Source organism: Ruegeria sp. CG1 (assembly GCF_056537265.1).
Map to the genome: position 1 here is coordinate 825,390 of NZ_JBQFRF010000001.1, position 15,687 is coordinate 841,076.

General features: G+C 57.0%; 16 protein-coding genes. 5 read left to right on the top strand and 11 right to left on the bottom strand.

What is annotated here, in order from left to right; genetic code table 11:
- Positions 1-74 precede the first annotated feature (74 nt).
- The 5 genes from ACR0AU_RS04195 (at position 75) to ACR0AU_RS04215 (ending at position 5,880) form a co-directional block, all read left to right on the top strand.
- Positions 75-353, top strand: coding sequence for a hypothetical protein (locus ACR0AU_RS04195; protein ID WP_170732020.1), 279 nt, complete (start codon positions 75-77; stop codon positions 351-353).
- On the top strand, positions 350-1,990 hold the full coding sequence (locus ACR0AU_RS04200; RefSeq protein ID WP_480795309.1) for a sulfatase-like hydrolase/transferase: 1,641 nt from the start codon (positions 350-352) through the stop codon (positions 1,988-1,990). Before ACR0AU_RS04195 ends, ACR0AU_RS04200 begins: the two co-directional genes overlap by 4 nt.
- Positions 1,991-2,089: 99 nt before the next feature.
- Positions 2,090-3,757, top strand: coding sequence for a sulfatase-like hydrolase/transferase (locus ACR0AU_RS04205; protein ID WP_170421294.1), 1,668 nt, complete (start codon positions 2,090-2,092; stop codon positions 3,755-3,757).
- Positions 3,758-3,802: 45 nt separating this feature from the next.
- Entirely contained in the window at positions 3,803-5,047 is a 1,245-nt protein-coding gene (locus tag ACR0AU_RS04210) for a DUF3179 domain-containing (seleno)protein (protein ID WP_480795310.1), read from the top strand.
- An 80-nt stretch (positions 5,048-5,127) separates the two neighbouring features.
- Positions 5,128-5,880 (top strand): outer membrane protein, encoded by a 753-nt coding sequence (locus ACR0AU_RS04215; RefSeq protein WP_255612112.1) that lies wholly within the window; start codon positions 5,128-5,130, stop codon positions 5,878-5,880.
- Between the two features lie 7 nt (positions 5,881-5,887).
- Here ACR0AU_RS04215 and ACR0AU_RS04220 read toward each other — a convergent pair whose 3' ends face one another.
- The 11 genes from ACR0AU_RS04220 to ACR0AU_RS04270 form a co-directional block, all read right to left on the bottom strand.
- On the bottom strand, positions 5,888-6,595 hold the full coding sequence (locus ACR0AU_RS04220) for an ABC transporter ATP-binding protein (protein ID WP_170393266.1): 708 nt from the start codon (positions 6,593-6,595) through the stop codon (positions 5,888-5,890).
- Complete coding sequence (locus tag ACR0AU_RS04225; protein ID WP_170646586.1) at positions 6,595-7,326, bottom strand: ATP-binding cassette domain-containing protein; 732 nt, start codon at positions 7,324-7,326, stop codon at positions 6,595-6,597. Before ACR0AU_RS04225 ends, ACR0AU_RS04220 begins: the two co-directional genes overlap by 1 nt.
- Entirely contained in the window at positions 7,323-8,270 is a 948-nt protein-coding gene (locus ACR0AU_RS04230) for a branched-chain amino acid ABC transporter permease (protein WP_170393268.1), read from the bottom strand. The genes ACR0AU_RS04225 and ACR0AU_RS04230 overlap by 4 nt, the downstream gene beginning before the upstream one ends.
- Positions 8,271-8,272: 2 nt before the next feature.
- Positions 8,273-9,124 carry a branched-chain amino acid ABC transporter permease gene (locus ACR0AU_RS04235; RefSeq protein ID WP_480795311.1) on the bottom strand — a complete coding sequence of 284 codons (852 nt, stop codon included), beginning with the start codon at positions 9,122-9,124 and terminating at the stop codon, positions 8,273-8,275.
- 65 nt (positions 9,125-9,189) lie between these two features.
- Complete coding sequence (locus ACR0AU_RS04240; RefSeq protein ID WP_170732013.1) at positions 9,190-10,470, bottom strand: ABC transporter substrate-binding protein; 1,281 nt, start codon at positions 10,468-10,470, stop codon at positions 9,190-9,192.
- 96 nt (positions 10,471-10,566) lie between these two features.
- Complete coding sequence (locus ACR0AU_RS04245) at positions 10,567-10,977, bottom strand: Rid family hydrolase (protein ID WP_480438485.1); 411 nt, start codon at positions 10,975-10,977, stop codon at positions 10,567-10,569.
- Positions 10,974-12,155: a malate dehydrogenase gene (locus tag ACR0AU_RS04250; RefSeq protein WP_170732011.1), complete on the bottom strand. Its 1,182-nt coding sequence runs from the start codon at positions 12,153-12,155 to the stop codon at positions 10,974-10,976. Before ACR0AU_RS04250 ends, ACR0AU_RS04245 begins: the two co-directional genes overlap by 4 nt.
- Positions 12,155-12,778, bottom strand: coding sequence for a BMC domain-containing protein (locus ACR0AU_RS04255; RefSeq protein ID WP_170393272.1), 624 nt, complete (start codon positions 12,776-12,778; stop codon positions 12,155-12,157). Before ACR0AU_RS04255 ends, ACR0AU_RS04250 begins: the two co-directional genes overlap by 1 nt.
- Complete coding sequence (locus ACR0AU_RS04260; RefSeq protein WP_480795312.1) at positions 12,775-14,154, bottom strand: aldehyde dehydrogenase family protein; 1,380 nt, start codon at positions 14,152-14,154, stop codon at positions 12,775-12,777. The genes ACR0AU_RS04255 and ACR0AU_RS04260 overlap by 4 nt, the downstream gene beginning before the upstream one ends.
- Entirely contained in the window at positions 14,154-15,338 is a 1,185-nt protein-coding gene (locus tag ACR0AU_RS04265; protein ID WP_480795313.1) for a hypothetical protein, read from the bottom strand. The genes ACR0AU_RS04260 and ACR0AU_RS04265 overlap by 1 nt, the downstream gene beginning before the upstream one ends.
- Before the next feature lie 23 nt (positions 15,339-15,361).
- Complete coding sequence (locus ACR0AU_RS04270; protein WP_170393275.1) at positions 15,362-15,670, bottom strand: BMC domain-containing protein; 309 nt, start codon at positions 15,668-15,670, stop codon at positions 15,362-15,364.
- Between the last annotated feature and the right edge of the window lie 17 nt (positions 15,671-15,687).

Genomic DNA, 15,687 nt, shown 5'->3' on the forward strand with positions numbered 1-15,687 from the left:
ATGCGGCTTTATACGTTCAAGTCATATTCTAGGGAACGCATGCTTTACGAGCAATTTCCACGAAGGCAACGCGGATGGACGAAGAAGACTTCTTTGACGCACAATTCCCGGGAACCTCCGTTCTGCTGCGAAACATGCGCGCCCAAGACAGTGAGTTCGACCGGATTTGCCTCGATTATCAGGAGATGATGACCGAGCTGGCTCAGTCTCCTCTTTCCGACACGGGCGTTCGCCCTCGGTACCTCGCGGATCTGGCGGAAACCGTTACTGATTTGCGAAGCTCTATCGAAGCAAAGCTGTCAGACGTTCCCCGTACGCCTGGGCATATGGATAAAACGAAAGGCTTGAAATGACCCTGAAACACATTTTGCCCGCGCTAATCCTCACTGCAGGTTCGGCATATGCCCAACAGAACCCGATTATTCACGATGGTGAGTTCGAATTTCTGCGTGCCCAGTTCGGCGCGGTCTGGGATGCCCAGGACATTGAGATTGACGCGAAACTGGCCGAAATCCGCGACGCAAACGGGGGCAAACCACCCAATATCCTGTACATCCTGATCGACGACATCAGCTTTGGTCAGATGGGTGATCGCAAGATGAACTACGTCATGGGCATCGAAACGCCCAGCATCAACCAGTTCGCCACCGAAGGTTTGTCGCTGATGCGAATGTACACGGAACCCTCGTGCACGCCGACCCGCACGGCAATGCTAACGGGGCGACATCCGGTGCGTGCCGGTGTGACAGAAGTCAAAGTGGCTCTGGTAGGCGAAGGCCTTCCAGCCAGCGAGGTGACCCTGCCCGAGATCCTGAAAGAAGTTGGCTACAACACCGTACATGTCGGCAAGTGGCACCAAGGTGATATCGAACAGGCCTACCCCCATAATCAAGGTTTCGACTGGGCTGCCTTCCCCCTACATCAACAAGTTCAACTGAGCCTCATGACCCCCGAGGCGATGCGCGCGAATAACATGCTTGGATACGTGCCCGAGGGGCAGAACAATCAGTTTCTGCTGGATGAACGTTTCAAGCCCTACGGGCTGGTGACCGGTGTCGAGGCAGAAGCAGGCGGCACCGCTCGAGAGGTGGATATGTCACCGGGCGAGGTCTGGACCCAAGCCAAGTATGAAGCGATGAACGAGAGGTATCAGCGTCAGGCTCTTGAGCAATTGGAGCGTGCCGCAGCTGAGGAAGAACCGTTTTTCCTGCAATATTGGCCGCTCTACCCGTTGAATTTCGTTTATGCCGAGAACGCGATCTCTCGCAACGGCGGGTTTCATGCTGACAAACTGCAACTACTGGATGGCTGGATCGGTGACCTGCTGGTCAAGCTCGAAGAAACCGGAAAAGCCGACAACACGATTGTGGTTTTGATGGCCGACAATGGACTGATGTACCACTACGAAGGAACTTCGGGGCTCAATCAACTGATCTATCGTGGCGGTAAGACCCAACATCTGGAAGGTGGCGTACGCACGGATGCATTCATTCGCTGGCCCGGAGTAATCGAGGCTGACAGCGCCGCCGGAGATATCTTTCATGTGTCTGATATCTATACCACAATGGCTCGGATCGCAGGCGCGACTGATCATATCCCGCGCGACCGCATCATCGATGGTGTCGATCAGACCGCCCTGCTGCTGAACGGTGAAGGCAACGGTCGCCGCGATTATGTATATGTCTATGAAGGCCCGGTTTTGCGCTCGGTGGTCAAGCAGGAATTCAAAATGCACCTGCCCGCGCCCGGCCAACCCGGAGCGGCGGCCCCGACCTTCAACATCTATCGTGATCCACGCGAACTGCACCCTTTGGTCGGTTACTCACTTTGGGCCGGAGCGTCGTTTCAGGACATGATCAAACGCCATCAGAAGATGATCGCGAAACACCCGCATTCCGAAATCGGGCGCGGCATCCCCTACGAGGGCATCGACAACCTGCGCCCGGAATCTGAACTGGCTCGCGATGTGTTCACCAGCTTGCAGCAGTGAAGGCTACAGAAATTCCTGTTTAAATATGATAATGTTTTAATGTGAAATCAGCGGCAGGAGTGTTTGCGTTCCGCCCAGTACACGATCGGGGGATATCGAATGAAGATTTCAGGGGTATTGGTTTTATTCGTCGGCCTTGCCGCGCGCAGCACGTTCGCGCAAGAAAACCCAATCCAACACGATGCCGAATTCTATATCTTGCAAGCACAGCGCGCAGAGCAATGGGCCCAGGATGATATGGCTGTGGATGAAGCCCTGGCTGCATTTCGCGAAGGCAACAACGGTAAGCCACCGAACATCATCAGCGTTCTGATCGATGATCTGGGATTCGGCGACATGGGGATACCCGAGTTGAACGCCGTTCGGGGTTATTCGACGCCGAATATCAACGATTTCTCCGACGACGCAATGCGCATGGTTCGGATGTATACCGAACCCTCTTGCACCCCTACTCGCGTCGCCCAAATGACAGGGCGGCTGCCTGTACGCATGGGAATGGGTGATACCACCGTTGATATTGCCGGCTTTGGCCTGCCGGGGGCAGAAGTGACATTGGCCGAAGTGCTGAAACAGGTTGGCTACGCAACCAGCCATGTTGGCAAGTGGCACATGGGGGATATCGCGGAAAGTTGGGCGATGAACCAAGGCTTTGACTATGCGCAACACGCAATTCACCAGCAGGGTCAGCTGACGATCTTTAATGATGATGCAATCAAAGAGCAGGTCTCGGTCGCGATCAGAGATTATGATGACAAATACACGCTGGACGGTTGGTTCAGGCCGGACGCCTCAGCGATGATGACCGTCATCGAAGGCGAAACGGGCGGTCCAATTCGCGAAATTCGGATGGAGTCAGGTGAGCGCTGGAATGCGGCCAAATACGATGAGATGAACCAGGCCTTTCAGGACAAAACCTTGTCAGAGCTTGAACGTCTTGCCAGCGACGATACCCCCTTTTTCCTGCAGTATTGGCCGATGATCCCTCTGGATAATACCCGCGCCGGACGTTCTGGTCCCGAAAGCGCGAATGGCGGTCTCTATGTCGACAAGATGCAACTTTTGGATCAATGGCTGGGTGATTTGTTCGCCAGCATGGCAGAGTTGGGGGTCAGCGAGAATACCATCGTCATCGTTATGGGGGACAACGGCCACTTTACCAAATACGCCCCGCAATCGGGCTATACTCCGATGATATATGCTGGTGGCAAAGGGGATACGACCGAGGGCGGCGTTCGGGTAGACGCCTTTATTCGCTGGCCGGGGATGATTCAGGCAGATGGTTTGCTGAACAGCATCATTCACGTGTCGGACCTTTATACAACGCTTTCACGTTTTGCGGGGGCCGAGCAATACATCCCGCGAGATCGTCTGGTGGATGGCGTCGATCAATCCGCAGCGCTATTGTTTGCGGACGAAGCCAAAGCGCGCAGAGATCACGTCATCATCTATTCGGTGAACAAACCCGAGGCGATCGTGAAGGACCAGCTTAAGCTCAAACTGCCGGGAGCCGGGGAAAGCGCCATTCTGGCAAAGTTCTTTGATCTCTACCGGGACACGCGCGAGGAATATTCAGTCTCGACCGAGGTTGGCGCCTGGGGCGGGCAGGAATTCGCACGCATCCTTGGCCGACACATGGCCCGCAAAGAGAAATTCCCCGACACGCCACCCGCGTATGGCGTGCCCTATGAAGGGATCGAGAACCTGCGCCCCGAAACCCAACAAGCGGTCGAGGCTTTCCTGATCAAAAGCCAATCCCCGCAGCAATAGCACGGTGTCGCCGTCGTCATTCACTCAAGTTTCTAGGATCATCACATGCTTGGATTACTCCTATTCGCACTGGGTTTAATCGGATCACTCGGGATCGGATTCGTCTATTTCCGTGATTTGGGCGACGTGTCCCAGATGCTGTTGAAGGTAAAGCGCGAGAATATGGTGCGTTTCATCCGCAACGAATACCGCTTGATTGCCATCGGGTTGGGCGCATTTGCTCTCGCAACGCTCGCGCATTTCGCCCTGGGAGCCGGGCCATTCTGGCTTTGGCTCATTGCCGCTTTACTTGTTCTACTTCTCTATGGCTTTCCCTATGTCTGGGTTCATCTAGGTCTGAGAAATCAGCTAAATGACGCGCAGTATTTTCCCATCGACGAGGCCCGCAAATATGTCGGGCCGACTGCCCCCGTGATGGTGATTGAAAATGACGGCCATGCCCGCGCCCATCCTGATGCACAAATCATGCGCCCACATTTGGCGGGCGATGATAAAGGGCTGGGCGGAGAAGACGTCGTGATGACCTATTGCGCCATGGCCAATCTCGGTCAGGGGTATGCGCCAAGCATCGAAGGAAAACGGCTGAACCTTGAGGTTCTCGCCCAGCACGGCAACAACCTGATCCTGCGTGATAATGACACCGGTGAGCCCATCCAGCACATATACGGCTTTCGCGAAGCGGATCGTGACACAAATGCAGACGGCCTCGCGTGCCCTTTGCGGCCCGAAGCGCAGATGACACCCTGGCCAACCTATCGGATGACTTTCCGTGGATTTCAAAAGGCTTTCCCGGAAGGCGAGGTGTTTTTGAACAAACCCTCCCCAAACCCCTTGCTGCGGCTGCTGGACATGATGACCGAGATCACGTTCGGCTGGGGCATTGGCCGCCAGCATCAGGAGGACGCTCCTGTTATGGACAACATGGATCGATCGGATGACCGATTACCCAACAAGACCTATGTCTGGGGGATCACAATCGGACAGGATGCCACCTGCTGGACCGACGATTTCGTTGTCGACAACGATTGGATCGTCAACGCGCGTGTCGGCGGGCGGGATATCGTCGTCAGCCTCGATCCGAAATTTGAAAGCTTGGGCGTTTGGTACAATGACAGCGGTCAACCCGTGACCCAATGTGACTTTTGGGGAATGTCTGATCAGGGCCAACTGCAACGGGTCGAAACCCTGCGCGCAGGCGTGTTCTGGCATGTCTGGTCCGAGTTTTTTCCCAGCACCGATATCAATCGTGTCGGTGACGGCGCAGGCAAATCCGAAGACGTGGCAGCATGAAAGAACGAACAATGCGCCTTGCTAGGTTGGCATGAGGCGACAATAGAAATCAATTCAAGGTTCTTGGCGGGAGACGGAAAATGGATGTGACAGTAAAGTGGACAGGATTGGCGCTTGGCCTCGCAATGGCAGGTTCGATGGCACCAATGGCCTTGGCCCAACAGTCGGACTGGTCATATGAGGCCTCAATCTATCTTTTCATGCCGGAAACTGAGACCTCACTCAGCACACCGATGGGTACACTGGATGGCACCCTGAGTTTTTCCGATGCGTTGGACAATCTCGATTTTGCCTTCATGGCCGCGTTTGCCGCCACAAATGGCCGGTGGTCCCTGTTGGCCGACTATAACTATACCAATCTGTCTTTCAGCAGTGACACTCCCGGCCCTGCCAGCTCAGGCTTGGACACATCCTTTACCACGCAATTTCTCAGCGGCTATGTCGGCTATAGGGTCTACGAGGATCAAACCGCGAATGTGGATATTGTCGGTGGATTCAGGTGGTTCAGCACGGAAACCGACTTTGAATTGCAACCAGGCGCGGCCCCCGGCCGTCGAACAACGGTTGATTCAAGCTGGACCGATCCCGTGATCGGGGCCCGCGCACGCGTCAAGTTCTCGGACAAATGGTCAGGAACTGGGTTTGTAGACTATGGCGGCTTCCGCAGTGGCAGCGAGACATGGCAGGTTCTGCTGACAGCCGACTATGCGATTAATGATCGTTGGCTGATCCGCGGTGGATACCGCTATATCTCATTCGACCACGACATCGACGGAAACGATTTCAAGTTCGACCAATCCGGTCCACTGATTGGCGCGACCTACCGCTTTTGAGCGGCTTTTAGTGACCGCCAAAGTAAGCCTCGAGCAATCGCTTATCATTCCGCAACTCGTCTGCGGTGCCTGATGTCTGCATGCGTCCTGACTCGAGCACGTAAATCCGGCTCGCCAGCGAAAGCGCGAAGTTGGCGTTTTGCTCGGTGATCACAACCGTCAGCCCGTATTCCTTGTTGAGCTTGCGCACCACCTCGGCGATTTCGTGACAGATTTTTGGGGCCAGACCAATCGTCGGTTCGTCGACGAGCAACAGCTCGGGGCTGGTCATCAACGCGCGTCCGAACGAGACCATCTGACGTTCCCCGCCCGACTGGGTCGAGGTCTCCTGCCCTTCCCTCTCTTCGAGACGCGGGAACAGGCTGTGTACCATTGCCAGATTGCTCTGGATGTCTTCGCGGGCCGTGAAGGCACCGACCATTAGGTTGTCACGCACCGACATATAGGGAAACAGGTTGAAGCGTTCGGGCGCATAACCCACGCCATGTCGTACAATTTCGGAAGGCGTCCGACCGGCAAGGCTGTGCCCCCTGAGCCGGATATCGCCCTCGATTTTGACTAGCCCCATGATGCTGTCCAGCAAGGTCGATTTTCCAGCCCCATTTGGACCCACCACAGCGACAATCTCACCGGGTTGGACGGTGATCGAGATGTCGGTCAGCGCTTGCGCCTTGCCATAGAATGCCGACAGGTTTTCGATTTCCAGATACGACATTACGCGCCCCCCAGATACGAGGCCTGAACAGCCTTGTCGTTCATGACTTCGCTGAACGAGCCCTCGGCAATCATGGTGCCCCGTTCAATGGCGATCGCACGGTCGACCAATGGCTCAAGCGCAGGCAAATCATGGCTGACGATCAGAAAAGTCATCCCATCTTTGCGCATCGACTGAATGAGATCAGAGATTTGGGCGATCTCTCCTGTGGTGAGACCCGCAAACACTTCATCCAGCAGCATCACCTTGGGCGCGGTTGCCATTGTGCGCGCCATCTCAAGTTTACGCAGATCACCCATGGCCAGTTCTGTCGGCGCGCGTTTCATATCCGCTTCTGTAAACCCGACGCTGAGCGCAAGCTCTCGCTCACGTTCTTTATCTGGGGGTGAGACGATCATCTGCCAGATATTGTCGGGCATTAGGCCAACCCGGATATTTTCGGCAACGCTCATATCACCAAACGGGCGTGGGATCTGATAGGTTCGGCTGACCCCGGCCCGAATGCGTTGCGGGGTCGACAGCGTCGAAATCTCTTGCCCGAACAGTTCGATCGTTCCGCCGTTTTGCCGCAACTCACCCATGATCTGGCTGAACACGGTCGTCTTGCCTGCCCCGTTGGGACCGATCAATCCAAGCGACTCGCCCTCTTTGAGAGAAAACGACAGATCATTCGTCGCAACTAATCCGCCGAAACGTTTTACCAGACCTGAAACCTGTAACGCCACGCTCATGTCGTCCGCCCCTTGCCCAGGCCTTTGAAACCACGCCGAACCAGCTCAACAATGCCTTTCGGCTGATACATGTAGAGGAGCAGCGCTATGGCTCCGTAGACGAAATACCGTTCGGCGCCAGGAAGGACCGGTCGCAGATACTCCAACAGGAATGTCATGAAGAACGCGCCGATCATGGGGCCGATGATGGTCGAGGTTCCGCCCAGAAGTGCCGCAACGATAATTGTGAACAGGAAGTTAATATCAAACAACGCACGCGGCGCGAGCGATCCCAAATAGTGAACGTAGAAGGCACCACCCAAGCCCGCGATCATCGCACTTGTCAGAAAGGCAAAAGCCTTGAGGCGTGTGGTGCTGAGACCCGAACCGCGCACACTTTCTTCGTTCATACCGATGGCAGACAAGGCCGTTCCAAGCCGCGTCTTCATCAGCAACCACATGCTGACGGCGATCGCCAGCATCAGCGTCGTGGACAGGTAATACCCGTTGGCCGCGCCGCGTGTCAGCGTTTGAATGCCCGACATGCCGCGCGTTCCGCCAGTCAGATCCGGGCGAATGACCTGGACCAGTTGGTAGAGCAACTCCATGAACGCCAGCGTGACGAGCGCAAAATAACTTCCACGGATACGCAGCGCTGGTAGCAGCACCAATAGGCCCGCGATCATGGTGACAAGCACGGCGATCGGGATCGAGATTTCGACAGCGACGTCAAAGCGCTTGGTCAGGATTGCCGTGGTATAGGCCCCGATACCGATCAGGAACGGATGACCAAAGCTCACATACCCTGTTCGGCCAGACAGCACGTCCCAACTGATGGCAAAGATGGCCAAATAGTTGGCAAATATCATCGTGCGCATCGTCCCGTTCGAGACGAATTGCGGAAGCAGGAACATTCCGACGATCAAGCCACCCCAGAGTGCAAAGTGAAACCAGCGTAGCCCCATCGTCACAGCTCCTCTCGGCCGAACAGGCCCTGCGGTCGCGTGACCAGCACCCCGATGATCAACAGCATCGTGAAAACACCGCGCAACTCAGGTGCAAGCGTCGCCACAACGATGACTTCGAGGAAGCCCACAATATGCGCCACCACCAAAGTGCCCAGAATCGAGCCGATCCCGCCAACGATAACCACAGCCACCGAAATGATTAGCGGAGCCACCCACATGGATGGCGATAGCTGAGTGTAGCTGGCAAAGAAGACGCCTCCGATTGCGCCCAATGCGCCAGAGATACCCCAGGTGATCAGATTGATGCGATCCGGATCGATCCCGGAAATTGCAGCGCCTTTAGCATCCATCGACACCGCCTGCATCGCCCGTCCGGTATGTGAGAGCCGCACAAAGGCATAGAGCCCAAGCAGAATTGCCCAGCTAATAAGGGTTGCGATCAGGATGTTATACGTGACCGAGGCCCCGGCCACATTGATCACCCCGGGAACAATCGGCAAAAGGATTTTGCTGCTGTCGCCAAAGACCAAAACGATCCCGGCCTGAATGACGACCGCAAGGATCAGCGTCGAAATCTCGACAGCCACGTGATCCCCTTTGAGCGTTTTGACAATCAAACGGTACTTCAGAACTCCCATCAGCACACCCAGCGCGGCGGCCACGGCAACCCCCATAAGCTTAGGCATTCCAAGTGATTGCGATATCCAGAAGTAAATGTAGCCGCCGACCATCAGATAGGCGCCATAGGCGAGATTCAGAACGCGGCCTATGCTGAAGATCAGCGTAAACCCCATTGCTATAAGCGCGTAGAGACCGCTGAGCAAAAGCCCCTGAATCAGTATCTGCAACATAAATGGATCCTTGGCTGCGGGTGCGCGTTGCCGCACACCCGTTTCGAGCTATGGTTGGGGCAGGTTTATGGCTTTACCCAGCTGGGCAGCGTGAACTCGCCCGTCGCGTATTTCTCGGGGTACACAACTGCGGCAGTGCCGTCTTCATACCACTGAACAACGACCATCGACGGGGCCGCATCATCAAACGGCTCGGAAAGATCAAAGCGAATGTTGTGGGGATAGGTGCGGCCTGTCACAGGCTCGACCTCATCATCGCCCCAGAAGGCATAGCGCAGCCAAAGCTGACCATCCATCTCAAGAACCAGATCCTGCTTCTTCATCGCATCGGCCCAGCCTTCGACATTGTCGAAGCCACCCGCCTCTTCCGCGGCAGCCATAGCCTGTTTCAGACCGTGATAGGCGTTGAACCCATTGAAATGCGGCAGCAGTGGGCGGCTGTCATACTTGGCCTGATAGGTATCAACAAAGGCCTGACTGGCCGGATCCAGCTTGAATCCCACGGAAGGAATCGGAGACAGGGTCGAGATGCCGCCACCGGCTCCGCCAGTGTCTTCCCAATATTCCATACCCAATGCGGCTACGTTTACGCCTGTCATAGCCATGGGAACTTGCAGTTTCACGTATTGCGACGAGACGACCTGCGAATTTACGGATGAGACCTGATAGATAAAGTCAGCCCCGGTATCCTGCGCCCGGCTGAAAATCGGCGCGAAATCAACGGTGGCTACGTCATAGATGATGATGTCCTTGACCTCGATCCCCGCAACTGGCGCAAGCGCCTCGGTCACCAATCCGGTGATCGCTTCGCCAAACGCTGTATCCTCAGCCAGAATGACAACGGAGTCCCAACCCATCTTTTCCTTCAGGACGTCTGCACCAAAATTTATGTAGAGCGTGGCAAGCGCCTCGTCTGAGGCGATGTTCATGAAATATGGTGCCATGCTTTCGGGATCTTCGACCACCATGTCGATGATGCCGATATATGACGTCCACGTGTCCAGCGTCGGAATCCGGTATTCCTGCATTCGCGGCAGCCAGCCCAGCGAAACATCATCGATAGAGCCTGAGATGATGAAATCTACTTCCTCGGTTTCCGCCAGATATTCATAGGCCCGCACCCCTTCGGTCGGGTCCTGCCCAGTGTCGGCGGACACCAGCGTGATCTGTTCCCCCATAACGCCGCCATTCGCATTAAGCTCTTCAATCGCGATCTCTGCACCACGCAGCGTCGACAGACCGGTGTCTGAGGAAAGAGATCCAATAAAGCCCACCTTGATTTCAGCTGCGGCCGCCGAGGCCACAAGCGCGATACATGTTCCGCTGAGTAGCGCTGTCTTGATCATCACATTAGCTCCCTGTGTCTTATTGTGCCCTTCTTGTATTCTGTATACAGTACACAAGACGATAGTTCGATCAAATCCTTTCTTGGTGACTCATGTTCAGATTCCGCTGATTTCGCCGTTTTCGTCGTGAATTACCGCATCCACATCGATTTCCACCGTCAAACCGGGTTGCGTCAGCCCGGCTTGAACGGCTGTCAGAACAGGATCGATATGTTTGAATACCTCTCCGTGAACGCTCGCGAATTCACCCGCGCGCGACAGATCGGTCAGATAGGCGCGGACCCGGCCTACATGGCGCATCTCGGCACCGACGGCCTTAAGCGCCTCTTCTATACGGGACAGAATGTATTTTGTTTGGGCTCCCACATCTCCTGGCGCATGAATACGCCCGCTGGGTTCGATCGCTGTGGTCCCTGCGACCCAAACGAAGGGACCGATGCGCTTTGCGCGGGAATAAGACGCAACTTCTTCGAACCGCCCGCCTGACTTCCAGATGCGGAGGGTCACAGGCCTAACCTCGATCGGATGGCATCCGCCGCTTTCTGCAAGGCTGCTTGTTCTTGATCGGTCAGCCGCAACTCCTCGACTTCGACCAACCCGGAAGACCCCAGATGGGCAGGAACACCAAGCACAACCCCATCGATGCCATATTCCCCCTGCAACATGACCGAGACCGGAACCGGGCCGGTGCGTGCGCCCCGGATATGGTCGATCAACTCGATCGACGCGTGCGCCGGTGCTATGGTTGCGGAACCGGATTTCTTCAGGGCAACTACCTGCCCACCGCCGGTCACGGCGTCCTGAACGCAAGCCTCAATCTGATCAGGCGATAAAAACACATCCAATGCCCTGCCCTTAATTTTTGCCCGGCTTGGGATTGGCGCCATCTCGTCCCCGTGGCTTCCGAGCGTGAAGGCTTCGACATCAGCGGGCGCTACTCCCGCAGCCATGGCAAGGGCGTTGCGAAACCGGCTGCTGTCCAGAGTACCGGCCATGCCCAGCACTCTTTCACGAGGGAACCCGGTTGCGCTCAGCATTTCTACGGTCATTTCGTCAAGCGGATTTGTCACCACGATGACGATGGCATCAGGCGCAGCGGAGCGTATGGCCTCAGCGGCCTGGCGGATCACGCGCGCATTCACGTCGATCAGATCCGCGCGGCTCATACCCGGACGCCGGGCACGGCCTGCGGTCACCACGACCACCTCAGCCCCTGCCACAAGGTCCAGCGACTCGCCGCCAACACATCGTGACCGAGCGCCGGTAATGCCTGACGTGTGGTTCAGATCCAACGCCGTAGCAGCGGCCATTCCGGGCGCAATATCGATCAGCGCGATCTCATCCGCGATATCCTGCATCGCCGCCAGATGCGCCACATTGCCCCCGACGCCCCCTGCCCCGATCATGGCAAGTTTGCCAAGCCTTCGGGCCTTGCGTTTCGAACGCACCGGAGCAACCCATTTGGGCGAGCGGCGATACAACACACGCTGCATTGAAATAGTAGCGTCTGTACGCGTTGGTTGTGGCTTTTCCAGCGGTCCGTCGACAAGCTTTATGCCAACACGCTCGGCAGTTTCGCGTGCCAAGGCCGTCACGATATCGTCGGGCAGGACTTCAAACACGATCCGACCGCGACGGCGGGCATCTTCGACCGCCTCTGAACCTATGACGCGCGGCGCTGCCATCAGTTGGCTTGCCCGTCCACCGCCTCTATCGCGCGGGTTGCGGCCTCGACGGCGGTCTTGACCGAGTTTTCAGACCCCGAGATGAACAGGCGGCCAAACCGCCCCACGGCGCGCACTTCGACAATATCGATCTCTGCCGCCTTCTCCGCTTCATTCGCGGCAATCGAGATATAAGCAGCCGGGGCACACTCGACGATGCCCAACGTCTGCCCTGGAACGATCAGAGCCCCCTTGCGCCATTTGTTCAGCAGTTGCGCCTGATAGGGTTCGACGCTGGTGATAATCTGCGTGGAACTGATCGCCGGCTTCAACCGGTCAGACATTGTTGCGCCGAGCTCGGCCAGCATCGCATCGCGCGCGGCGGACACCTCCGCATTCGACGGAGACCGCAGGATAAAGAACCCGAACTCGCGCTCGACCATCTGTGTTGTCGCCTCAACCGAAGATGCCTTGAGCGCCCGGTCGATCAGCGAGAATACTCCGTTACCCGGCGCAAACTCTCCGATCAAAACCGTATCCCCGGACAAGGGCACCGACCCTTGCACCGTCGCACCGTTATAGGCGGCGAATTTTGGTTGCAGGTTGTCGATCTGCATCAGCGCCCGGATGGTAATCTCGCTCATGCGCCATACTCCTCGTAAATGTCGCGCCATGGCCTGCTTTCGTAGGCAACCCGTTTGATGTTGATGAGATGCAGGGCTGTCACATTGTCCGAAGTGATCGAACCTGACCACGTGCCGGTGCCCAACATGAAGGATGGTTCCAGATCAGTCGAATATCCCATACCGCCCATGATGCCCGGTGTATTCACCAGTACCCGACCCGTCGGCACGGTGGCAAAACGGGCCACGATCTCAGGGTCGTCCGAATGGATGACCGAGGAATGACCCCACCCTTCGAACTTGGCGATGGATTGCGCCAACTCGATCCCATGGTCTGTGGATTTCGCCGCGTAGAACGCCAGAACGGGGTTCAGCTTTTCTGCAGACAGCGGGCGCTGCCAACCTACTTCAGTTTCTTCCGAGACGAGGCACCGGGTGCGTGGTGGGATGGAAAAACCGGCAGCATCCGCCAGCGCCTGCGGGCTTTGCCCCACCTTCTCAGGGTCCATGGCCTGCACGCCTTTGAAGATCACCCCGGCAAGTCGATCCGCTTCGGCCGGTGTGCAGAAATAGGCACCTTTCAATTTAAGCTCGTGGCGCAAATCACGTGCGATCTCGGGATCAGCGACGACGGCCTGCTCACTGACGCAGGCGGTCCCGTAGTCAAAGCTCTTCGAAGTCACGATCATCTCGGCGACTTCCGCCAGATCGCGTGCTTTCGACTTGTGTACGTAACACGGCACGTTGCCCGCACCGACCGCGAGCGTGGGTTTGCCGCTGGAATACGCCGCTTTGACCATGGCAGGACCACCGGTTGCCATCACAACCGAGGTACGGCGGTGTTTCATCAACTCGGCTGTGCCCTGAATTGTCACGGAATCCAGACATTGGACTAGACCCGTGGGCGCACCCATTTGCTCAGCCACGCGCGCCATAATTCGCACCGTTTCGATGCCACAACTCACGCCACGTGGATGCGGCGCGCACACGATCGCATTGCCTGCCTTCACCGCAGAAAGCACTTTGTAGATGATCGTTGAAGTGGGGTTCGTCACCGGGATCAGAGCTGCCACAACGCCCATCGGTTCACCGAAGGCTGCGATCTTTGTCGCATCATCGCACCAAAGCAATCCCAGCGTTGTCACATCTCTTAGATAATCCGCGACTGAAAGCGCGTTGAACAGGTTCTTGACGCGCTTGTCCGACACATTCCCATATCCGGTTTCCTCGACGGCCATTTGCCCCAGCCGTTCGGCCTCGGGCTCGATGGCGCGCGCCATGGCGTCGACTATTGCGTCTACCTGCGCCGGGTCAGTGCCCAAAAAGGCGCGATAAGCCTCGAAAGCGCTATCTGCGGCACGCCGTGCGGCGGCGATTGATTTCAGATCTGCATCCATCAAGAAGCTCCGGTGACGATGGTGTCAAAGATACGGCGCGCTTGATCAACGTCGCCCGCTGAAACCCCTATGGCTTCGAGGCGCCGTCCAGCGGCAGCCACATCCGCCCCCAAAATTCGGTCGGACATCGCGATTAGGCTGTTCGTCAGCGGGCTCGGGATACCCGCAAGCTCGCCCGCTGAGACCAAAGGTACAAGCGAGCCCAACACGCCATCCCGCATCATACCGCGCGACGTTTGCTGATCCGGGATCGGACGCGCGCCCGAGCCACGTTCGGCGCCGGCAAAGGTGGCTATCCACTGCCCTGTCTCCGGCAGGTTGCGAACTCCAAACGCAGCAGCAATGCGTCGCCGTTCGTCTGCAAGCCCCTGAATGACCTCCGTCTGGTCCGGACCAATCAGAGACGCAAAGGTCTGGTTATCCTCAAGCTGAACACCACCCATTGGAATGTCAGGACCACCTGTCCCCATTGCGGCACCGCCGAGGATCAGCGCAGGTATCTCGACTGCGGCCGACAGATCGTTGAAGCCGCACGACAAAACCGAGTCGACCGCCTGAACGTTGGACAAATAGGCGGACACGGCGTCCAGAACCTCTTCCCGACCGCGCGGCAAGGTTGCCGCAGCCATCGGTGCCGCCTGCGAAAGCGTCAAAGCTGCGCCCTCGGAACGGAACCAGTATGGCAGACCCTGAACCTCGACCAGCGTGACGTCCGCCGCGCAGCCTCCGATCCGCAACAACCAGGCTGTTTCCACAGCCCCGAGAGATCGTCCCGGCGCAAGGACCAAGATTTGCCCGTCGCTGAGGTGATCGGCCAGCACCATCGCATAAGTGCGCTGTTTGTGAAGCGGTCCGGTCAGGAATATCACCTGTGCATCGCGCACCGCTGCATCCAGCTCAGCGGTTGTGCGCACCGACGGCCCATCCCGATCGACTTGATAGGTCCCGACCGGACCTTCACCGCGAAGCGAAATGCCCGAGGACTGGGCCAACAGCGACAGTTCGGCCCCATAGGCCGAAAACAAGGTTACCTCAGCCCCTTCGGCAAGGCAAAGAGCGGCCAACAGGCGTGCATCAGCCCCGCCGCCCAACACCGATATTCGGTCGAGCTTGGGATGTTCAGTTGCACCCCGGGTTGAGCCACGTGTCGCTGCACGTGTGAATTCCTCAAAACCGGCTGACATAGCGTCTCCTCAAGACAGACGGATTAAGCCGCAGAGCCAGCACCAAGGCTGTCGATTATGGCCTCAAGTTCATCATGTGGGCGTGCGATCACGTGGACGGATACGACTTCACCAACTTTATTTGCCGCTGTCGCACCTGCATCCGCGGCGGCTTTGACTGCGCCGACTTCACCACGCACAAGGGTGGTGACTAGGCCTCCGCCAGCCTTGGTTTGGCCGACAATCGAAACGCTGGCCGCCTTGACCATCGCATCTGCCGCTTCGATCGCGCCGACCAGTCCGCGCGTTTCGATCATGCCCAGGGCCATTTGCCCCGCCACTGGTTTCGCCATTTTTAGTTCCTCCAAAG